Raw genomic sequence first — 8,495 nt, 5'->3', positions numbered from 1 at the left:
TGCGTGAGCGCTCACGCACGGTGACGGCTCAGGCCTTGGCCGGCTCCTCCTCGACCGGCTCCCGCGCGGGCAGGCTGTCCATGAAGGAGCTGACCGAGAAGACCGCGTGGCCGGGTCCGGGCGGGCCGTAGCCGGGCGGGGAGGACAGCCCGAAGTCCTCCATCGTCTGCCGGTAGGCCTGGAGCAGCCGGATGTGGTACTCCAGCGGCGCGCCCTGCGGGTTGGCCTTGCCGAGCGGGGTGGTCGGCTCCGGGCACCAGGTGGTGAAGCGGGGCGTGATGCCGTGCGACATGAAGAAGCGCAGGCCCTCGGTGGTGGAGGCGATCGCCTCGTCGACGGTGGTGAAGCCGAAGGGCTCCGCCATCTCCACGCCCGCCACGAAGTTGGGGATCACATTGCGCGCACCGAAGATCTCGGCGGAGTCCAGGATCCGCTTGTGCCACTCGTCGCGGCCGACGTAGCGCTCCTTGCCGGGGCAGTACAGCTCGAACAGCCGGCGGTCCCACACCTCGAAGTTGGGGTGGTAGATCTGCACGCCGTAGTCCTTGAACCGCTGCACATCGTCCCTGGGCAGCGCCTGGGCGACGACCTTGCCGATCCAGCGGCCCGGGAAGCGCTCCTCGATGGCCTTGGCGTAGTGGCCGTAGAAGTCGGCCTCGTCACGCCCGGCGACCGTCTTGGTGATGGCGCCGCCGGTGAGCGTGTAGGCGGTGGACGCCTTCTGGGTGTCGTACCGGTCGATGATCTCCAGGGCTTCCAGGACCTCTTCCACGTCCTTGACGCCCGTGTACGGCCGTCCCGCCGCCTTGTGCTGGCGCCAGTTGTGGTTGATGTCGCAGTACTGGCACTCCTCCTTGGCGCCGAAGTACTGGCAGACCCGGAAGACGGTCAGATAGATCAGGTAACCCCACTGGATGGTGGGCGCGACCTCCATCACGGACTTCCCGTTGGACAGCGTGTGCCGGTAGTACTCCGGCATCGGGGGCACCCCGACGTCGGCGATCCGCTTGCCGTCCAGGTAGAGGCCGAGCACCCCCTCGTCATCGGCGGCGACCCGGTAGGGGGAGGCGGGGTTCACCCGTACGGAGACAACCGTACGGCGCAGGTCGTACGGCCCACCGGTGAGGATGATCTCCTCCGGGGGCCGGCGCAGCGCGGCCTCGCCCAGCTCGGGCAGGGTGCCGTGGTCGAAGGAGAAGATGAAGTAGGACTTCGGCTTGACGTCACCGCTCTCGTTGTCACTGAGGGCGGATTTGTCGAAGGCGACACCGCCGCGGAGCAGGTCCTCCTTGAAGACGGCTTCCCGCGGCACGTGCGGGAAGCGCTCCATCAGATCCTCGACCAGTGCGGTGCGAGTGCCCATCCGTATGTCTCCTCCCGGCTCAGGTGTACGGCCCAACCGTATGCCCCCGGATCGGGCGGAGCGGTGCCGGGTCCCGCGGGCGCGTTCCCAGGCTCCCTCAGGCCATCCGCTCCAGCGTCTGCGGGTCGACCGCGTGGCGCAGCGCCGCACCGGCCGCCCAGCGCGCGGCCTCCTCGACCACCACCCGGCCGAGACGGGCCACCTCGTTGCCCTGGGAGCCGGCCAGATGCGGGGTGACGAAGGCGCCCGGCAGATCGAACAGCGGGGATGCCGCGGGCGGCGGTTCGGGGTCGGTGACGTCCAGGACGGCGCGCAGCCGCCCGGTGCGCACCTCGTCGACCAGCGCGTCCTGGTCGACGAGGGAGCCGCGGGCGGTGTTGAGGAGCACCGCCCCGGTGGGCATCAGGGCCAGCTCGCGGGCGCCGATCAGCCGCCGGGTCGCGGGGGTCTCGGGGGCGTGCAGGGTGACGACGTCGCTGGTGCGCAGCAGGTCGTCCAGGGGCAGCAGCGGCACCCCGAGGCGCCCGGCCGGCTCAGCGTCCAGGGTGGGGTCGGCGAGGGTGACGGCGAGGTCGTGCGGGCGCAGCAGTTCGATCAGCCGGCGGCCGACGCGGGAGGCGCCGACGACGCCCACACGGCGGCCGTGGTTGCCGAGGCCGGGGAGGATCGCCCCGTAGGGGAAGCCCCGGCGCGCGCGCAGTTCCTCGCGCAGCGCGAAGACGTCCTTGCCGGTGAGCAGGATCATGGCGAGGGCGTACTCGGCGACGGGCAGCGCGTTGGCGTCGGCGGCCGAGGAGACGAGGATGCCGCGCCGCCACACCTCGGCGGTGGTGAAGCCCTTGACCGATCCGGCCGCGTGCAGCACGGCGCGCAGCTTCGGGGCGCCGTCCAGGGCGGCCGCGTCCAGGCGGGGGCAGCCCCAGCCGGTGACGAGGACCTCGGCACGGGCGAGGGCCGCGCGCGCCCGGGGCTCGGTGAAGTCGTGGGCCACCAGGCTGGGGTCGAGGTCCAGATGGGCGCGCAGGAGGGCGAGGAGGTCGGGCGGGAAGACGTACGGCACGTTCTCGGCCGCCATGGCGAGCACGGCCTGCGGGCGCTCGGGCAAGGACGGACCCTCCGGGCTCGGTGCGGCGCGGCTGTCCTTACCGTAGGGCGCGGCGGAGAAGAGGGTCAACGGACCCGCCGCCCCGGCGAGAGGATCGGCAGCATGAGGGAGACCGTCACCAACTGGGCCCGCACCGTCACCTACGACGCGAAGGAGTACCGGCGCCCGGCCTCGCGCGACGCGCTGCGGGCCCTGGTGTCCGGTGCGGCGAAGGTGCGGGTGCTGGGCAGCGGGCACTCCTTCAACCGGGTCGCCGATCCCGGCCCGGACGGTGTGCTGCTGTCGACGGCCGGGCTGGCGCCGGTGATCGAGTTGGACACGGCGGCGCGCACGGTCCGGGTCTCCGGCGGGGTCCGCTACGCCGAGCTGGCCCGCGCGGTGCACGCCCGCGGTCTCGCCCTGCCGAACATGGCGTCGCTGCCGCACATCTCGGTGGCCGGTTCGGTGGCGACCGGCACCCATGGCTCGGGCCCGGCCAACCCTCCGCTGGCCTCGGCGGTGCGGGAGGTGGAGCTGGTGGTCGCGGACGGTACGACGGTGACGATCGCCCGGGGCGACGCCCGCTTCGACGGCGCGGTGACCTCGCTGGGCGCGCTGGGCGTGGTCACCGCGCTCACCCTCGACCTCGAACCGGCGTTCGCGGTGGAGCAGCGGGTGTACACCGAACTGCCGCTGGAGGGGCTGGAGTTCGAGGCGGTCGCCGGATCCGCGTACAGCGTCAGCCTGTTCACGGACTGGCGGGATGCGGGTTTCCGGCAGGTGTGGGTCAAGCGGCGCACCGACCGGCCGGCGGTGGACTTCCCCTGGGCGGCACCGGCGGCGGTGCCGATGCATCCGGTGCCGGGGATGCCCGCGGTCAACTGCACCGAGCAGCTGGGGGTCGTGGGGCCCTGGCATGAGCGACTGCCGCATTTCCGGGCGGAGTTCACGCCGAGCAGCGGTGAGGAGATCCAGTCGGAGTACCTGGTGCCGCGCGCGGCGGCGATCGGCGCGCTGAGCGCGGTCGACGGGATCCGGGAGAGCGTCGCGGGGGTGCTCCAGACCTGCGAGGTGCGCACGGTCGCCGCCGATCCGCAGTGGCTCAGCCCGGCGCACGCGCGGGACTCGGTGGCACTGCACTTCACCTGGGTGCGGGACGAGGCGGCCGTCCTGCCCGTGGTGCGGGGCCTGGAGGAGGCACTGGAGCCGTTCGAGCCGCGGCCGCACTGGGGGAAGGTGTTCGGCATGCCGACGGCGGTGGTGCGGGGGCGGTACGAGCGCCTCGACGACTTCCGGGCGCTCGTGCGGGACCTGGATCCGACGGGCAAGTTCACCAACACGTTCGTCGGGGAGGTCCTGGACGGCTGACGGTCCGCGCGCGGGGCCGGGCCGCTTGTCGGGGCCGGGCGCCCTCCTTGCCGGGGTGGGCGCCCTTGTCGGGGGCCTGGTGCCGTGCCTAGCCTCGCGGGAGTGTCCCTCCCGGCTGACCCCGCCTTTCCGTCGCGTGTGGCACCAGATCGGAGACCGATGTCCGTCGTACCCGCCACCGGCAACGACACCAAGACCCACATCGACACCGGCATCGAGTACGTCGAGGACGTGTCCCCCGGCTCCGGGGCGCTGCCGCCCCGCGCCCGGTACGCGGCCTCCGACGCCGCGTCCCTCTCCCTGAACGGCACCTGGCGTTTCCGGCTGTCGCCGACGGCCGAGGCCGGGTCCTTCGCACGGGAGGGGTACGACGCCGGTGGCTGGGCCGAGATCGCGGTCCCCGGACACTGGGTCCTCCAGGGCCATGGCTCCCCGATCTACACCAACCACCGCTATCCGTTCCCGGTCGATCCGCCGCGCGTGCCGACCGAGAATCCGACCGGCGACCATCTTCGGGTCTTCGACCTCCCGGCGGACTGGCCGTGCGGCGACGGCGACGGGGCGGTGCTGCGCTTCGACGGGGTGGAGTCCTGCGCCCGGGTCTGGCTGAACGGCACGGAGCTGGGCACGTTCAAAGGGTCGCGGCTGGCCCACGAGTTCGCGGTCGGACCCCTGTTGAAGGCCACCGGCAATGTGCTCGCCGTACGGGTGCACCAGTGGTCGGCCGGGTCCTATCTGGAGGACCAGGACCAGTGGTGGCTGCCCGGCATCTTCCGCGACGTCACCCTGCTGCACCAACCCGCCGACGGGGTACGGGACTTCTTCGTGCACGCCTCGTACGACCACCGCACGGGCACCGGCACCCTGCGCATCGACTCCGACGTCGCGGGCCGGGTCACGGTCCCGGAGCTCGGGATCGACGTCCCGACCGGGGAACCGGTGACGGTGCCGGTGCGGCCCTGGTCGGCGGAGGTGCCCCGGCTGTACGACGGGGTGCTGGCCACCGGCGGGGAACGGGTGCCGCTGCGGATCGGCTTCCGCACGGTGGAGGTGGCGGACGGCCTGATCCAGGTCAATGGGCGGCCGGTGCTGTTCAAGGGCGTCAACCGGCACGAGTGGCATCCGGAGCGGGGCCGGGCCCTGGACCTGGAGACGATGCGCGCGGATGTGCTGCTGATGAAGCGGCACAACATCAACGCCGTGCGCACCTCCCACTATCCCCCGCATCCGGTGTTCCTCGACCTGTGCGACGAGTACGGCCTGTGGGTGCTCGACGAGTGCGATCTGGAGACCCACGGTTTCACCGAACTGGGCTGGCGGGACAACCCCGTCGACGACGACCGCTGGACCCCGGCCCTGCTGGACCGGGCGGCCCGCATGGTCGAGCGGGACAAGAACCATCCGTCGATCGTCCTGTGGTCGCTGGGCAACGAGGCCGGCAGGGGCCGGGGCCTGACCGCGATGGCCGGGTGGATCCGCGCCCGCGACCCCTCCCGCCCGCTGCACTACGAGGGCGACCGCGACTGCCGTGACACGGACGTGTACACGCGGATGTACGCCGGGCACGCGGAGGTCGAGCGCATCGGCCGGCGCCTGGACGGGGGCCCGCTCCGCAGGCGCCGGCTCCCCTTCCTGCTGTGCGAGTACGCGCACGCGATGGGCAACGGCCCCGGCGGACTCGCCGACTACCAGCGGCTGTTCGCGTCGTACGAGCGTCTTCAGGGCGGCTTCGTCTGGGAGTGGATCGATCACGGCATCGCGCATCCGGAGCTGGGTTTCGCCTACGGCGGTGACTTCGGGGAGGAGCTGCACGACGGGAACTTCGTCTGCGACGGGCTGGTCCTCCCGGACCGGCGGCCCTCCCCCGGCCTGGCCGAGTACAAGAAGGTGCTGGAGCCGGTCGGCATCACGGGCGACGGCACGGCCGGGGCGGTCCGGGTGACCAACGGGTACGACGTCGCCGATCTGTCGGCGCTGGCGTTCTCGTGGTCGTACCAGGTGGACGGGGAGACCCTGGCCTCCGGCCCCCTGCCGTTGCCCGCCCCGGCGCCCGGCGAGTCGGCGGACGTGAAACTCCCCGCGCCCCCGGCCGGGGCGCCGGACGGGGAGGCGCACTGGCTGATCAGGGCGGCGCTCGCGGCCGACACCGCGTGGGCGGAGCGGGGGCATGTCGTCGCGTGGGGCCAGTTCCCGGTCTCGGACCGCACGCCTCCGCGGGTCACGGCGAGCGCCCGACTCCGCGCCGCCGGGGGTGTGTTGAACCTGGGACCCGGCACCTTCGACGCGCGCACCGGCGCCCTGACGGCGGTCGGCGACGTGCCCGTCACCGGTCTGAGGCTGGATGTGTGGCGGGCGACCACCGACAACGACGAGGGCGCCGCCTGGCAGGACGACCCCCGCTGCGGGCCCCGGTGGCGCGGACTCGGCCTGCATCGGATGCGGCACCGTCTGGACGCGGTGGAGGCGGGCGGCGACGCGTTGACGGTCCGCACCCGAGTGGCGCCCGCAGGACGGGAGTTGGGCCTTTCGACGGTGTACCGCTGGACGGCGGACGGGGGCCGGCTGCGGCTGGCCGTGCGCGTCGTACCGGAGGGCGACTGGACACTGCCGCTCCCCCGGCTCGGCATCCGCCTCGGACTGCCCGCCCCCTCGACCGACCGGGTGCGATGGTTCGGCGGCGGCCCCGGGGAGGCGTATCCGGACAGCAGGTCGGCGGCCATGGCCGGGCGTTGGGAGTCGACGGTGGCCGGCCTCCAGACGCCGTACGTCCGGCCGCAGGAGAACGGCGCCCGGATCGACGTCCGCTGGGCGGAGCTGGGCGGCCTGCGTATCGAGGGCGATCCCCTGTTCTTCCTGACGGCCCGCCGCTGGACCACGGAGCAGCTGGACGCAGCCACCCACCGGACCGATCTGGTGCCGGGCGACACGATCTGGGTCAACCTGGACCACGCCCAGCACGGCATCGGCTCCCAGTCCTGCGGCCCCGGCCCGCTCCCCCATTACCAACTGCACGCGGAACCGGCGGAGTTCGCCTTCGTCTTAGCCCCCGATCCGGGGGCCGCGTAATTCGGAGGCTTCGGGGCGGGGCGGCACGTACGGTCGGCCGGTCAGGACGATCGGCGCCCGGACCCCGAACCCCGGTCCCGGGCGCCGGCCCCGGAGAGGATGAGCGATGACCGAGACGGCGGACGACGGCCGCGACCACTACGACGTCACGGGCGAGGGGCCCGTGCTGTTGCTGCTGCCGGGCGGCGCCGGGCATCCGATGGGGCTCGGGCCGCTGGTCGAGGCGCTGGCCGCGCGGTTCACCGTGGTGACGTACGACCCGCTGGGGCTCGCCCATGGCCGGCTCGGCCTGCCGGTGCCGGAGCAGCGGGTGGCGGACTGGAGCGAGGGGGCGCACCGGGTGCTGGCGGCGGTGCTGCCCGAGGGCGGGTCGGCGTACGCGTTCGGGACCAGCTCGGGCGGTATCGCGGTGCTCGATCTGCTCGCCCGGCATCCGGCGCGGCTGGCGCATGTGGTCGCGCACGAGCCGCCCTGTGTCACCGTGCTGCCGGACGGGGCGGAGCGGCGCGCCGAGCTGCTCGGGCAGCTGGACGGCGGTGAACGGCCGCCCGCCGAGGGCGAGTCGGCGACCCCGATGGGGGTGTTCCTGGCCCGGGTGCTGCATCCGTTCACCGCGTACACGCCGGTCCCCGCGCCGGATACCGCCGCCCGGCTCACGCTCGTCGCGGGCACCGGCTCACGCGGCCAACTCCTGCACCGTACGACCGAGTTCACGGCCCAGCGACTGGGCGCGGCGTTCACCGAGTTCCCCGGCGGGCACCTGGGCGCACTGGATCATCCGGTGGAGTTCGCCGACCTGCTGACCGAGACGCTGCGCTCCAGCGCGCACACCTCGTCGTAGGAGGGGGTCGTACCGCCCGGCGTCCGGCCGGCGGCGATGTCGTCCATGGCGTCCAGCGCCGCGCCCAGCGCCCTGCGGTACAGCAGGGAGCCGAGGCTGATCCGGGCCACGCCCAGCTCGGCGAGACGGGGGACGGCGGGTCCGGCGGGCGAGTGGAGGATGTTGAGGGGGACGCCGAGGTGCCGTACGAGGCCGGCGATGCGGGCCGGGTCGGTGAGTCCGGGCACGAACACACCGTCGGCGCCCGCCTGTTGGTAGGCGTCCAGACGGCGGAGGGTGTCCCGCTCGTCGCCGTCCCCCGACCAGTAGGTGTCGGTGCGGGCGTTGACGAACATCCCCGGTACGGCGGCCTTGACGGCGTGGATCTTCGCGGCGAGCAGGTCGCTCGCCCCGAGCCCGTCCTCCAGGTTGAGGCCGGCCACGCCGACCGCCCACAACTCCGTTGCCAGCCGGGCCACTTCCGCCGGGTCGTCGCTGAAGCCGCCCTCGGCGTCCACGGACAGGTGGTACGGCTCGGAGCCGAGTGTCAGGGCGAGCCGCACCGTGTGCTCCCGGGTCGCCGCCGCCCCGTCGGGCAGTCCGACGGCCGCCGCCACCGCGAGGCTCGACGTGGCGATCGCGGGGAAGCCCCGGGCGGCCAGGGCGGCGGCCGAGGCATGGTCCCAGGCGTTGGGCAGCAGCAGCGGCTCGCCGGGGCTAGCGTGGCCGTATGACCGCAGACCTCAGTGGAACCTCCTTCGCCGCGCTGCACCGCCCCGGCGAGCCGCTGCTGC

General features: G+C 73.4%; 6 protein-coding genes. 3 read left to right on the top strand and 3 right to left on the bottom strand.

Annotation, left to right across the window (positions count from 1 at the left end):
* Positions 1 to 28 precede the first annotated feature (28 nt).
* Both CCN72_RS26940 and CCN72_RS26935 read right to left on the bottom strand, forming a co-directional pair.
* Positions 29 to 1,363, bottom strand: a complete 1,335-nt coding sequence (locus CCN72_RS26940) for a radical SAM protein (protein ID WP_086810372.1) — start codon at positions 1,361 to 1,363, stop codon at positions 29 to 31.
* Between the two features lie 97 nt (positions 1,364 to 1,460).
* Positions 1,461 to 2,468, bottom strand: a complete 1,008-nt coding sequence (locus CCN72_RS26935; protein ID WP_086810370.1) for a hydroxyacid dehydrogenase — start codon at positions 2,466 to 2,468, stop codon at positions 1,461 to 1,463.
* Positions 2,469 to 2,570: 102 nt separating this feature from the next.
* Here CCN72_RS26935 and CCN72_RS26930 point away from each other — a divergent pair, with 102 nt between their 5' ends.
* The 3 genes from CCN72_RS26930 to CCN72_RS26920 all read left to right on the top strand — a co-directional run bounded on the left by CCN72_RS26930 (position 2,571) and on the right by CCN72_RS26920 (position 7,722).
* Complete coding sequence (locus tag CCN72_RS26930) at positions 2,571 to 3,815, top strand: FAD-binding protein (protein WP_086810369.1); 1,245 nt, start codon at positions 2,571 to 2,573, stop codon at positions 3,813 to 3,815.
* Between the two features lie 159 nt (positions 3,816 to 3,974).
* A complete protein-coding gene (locus tag CCN72_RS26925; protein ID WP_086810367.1) occupies positions 3,975 to 6,881 on the top strand; it encodes a glycoside hydrolase family 2 TIM barrel-domain containing protein in 2,907 nt (968 codons plus the stop codon).
* A gap of 106 nt (positions 6,882 to 6,987) precedes the next feature.
* The gene (locus tag CCN72_RS26920) at positions 6,988 to 7,722 is read left to right on the top strand and encodes an alpha/beta fold hydrolase (protein ID WP_086810365.1); all 735 of its coding nucleotides are present in this window, start codon (positions 6,988 to 6,990) and stop codon (positions 7,720 to 7,722) included.
* On the opposite strand, the gene CCN72_RS26915 is transcribed toward CCN72_RS26920, so the two are convergent.
* On the bottom strand, positions 7,656 to 8,441 hold the full coding sequence (locus CCN72_RS26915; protein WP_086810363.1) for an isocitrate lyase/PEP mutase family protein: 786 nt from the start codon (positions 8,439 to 8,441) through the stop codon (positions 7,656 to 7,658). The two genes, CCN72_RS26920 and CCN72_RS26915, sit on opposite strands and share 67 nt — an antisense overlap.
* Positions 8,442 to 8,495: the final 54 nt, after the last annotated feature.

The sequence above is a fragment of the Streptomyces murinus genome, from assembly GCF_002154555.1.
Classification (GTDB): Bacteria; Actinomycetota; Actinomycetes; order Streptomycetales; family Streptomycetaceae; genus Streptomyces; species Streptomyces murinus.
The sequence above is the reverse complement of the archived record's forward strand: the minus strand, read 5'-3'. Positions and strand labels throughout refer to the sequence as shown.

Coding starts and splice junctions, on each gene's coding strand:
- CCN72_RS26930 (WP_086810369.1), top strand. CDS start 2,571: ATGAGGGAGACCGTCACCAACTGGGCCCGCACCGTCACCTACGACGCG.
- CCN72_RS26940 (WP_086810372.1), bottom strand. CDS start 1,363: ATGGGCACTCGCACCGCACTGGTCGAGGATCTGATGGAGCGCTTCCCG.
- CCN72_RS26920 (WP_086810365.1), top strand. CDS start 6,988: ATGACCGAGACGGCGGACGACGGCCGCGACCACTACGACGTCACGGGC.
- CCN72_RS26925 (WP_086810367.1), top strand. CDS start 3,975: ATGTCCGTCGTACCCGCCACCGGCAACGACACCAAGACCCACATCGAC.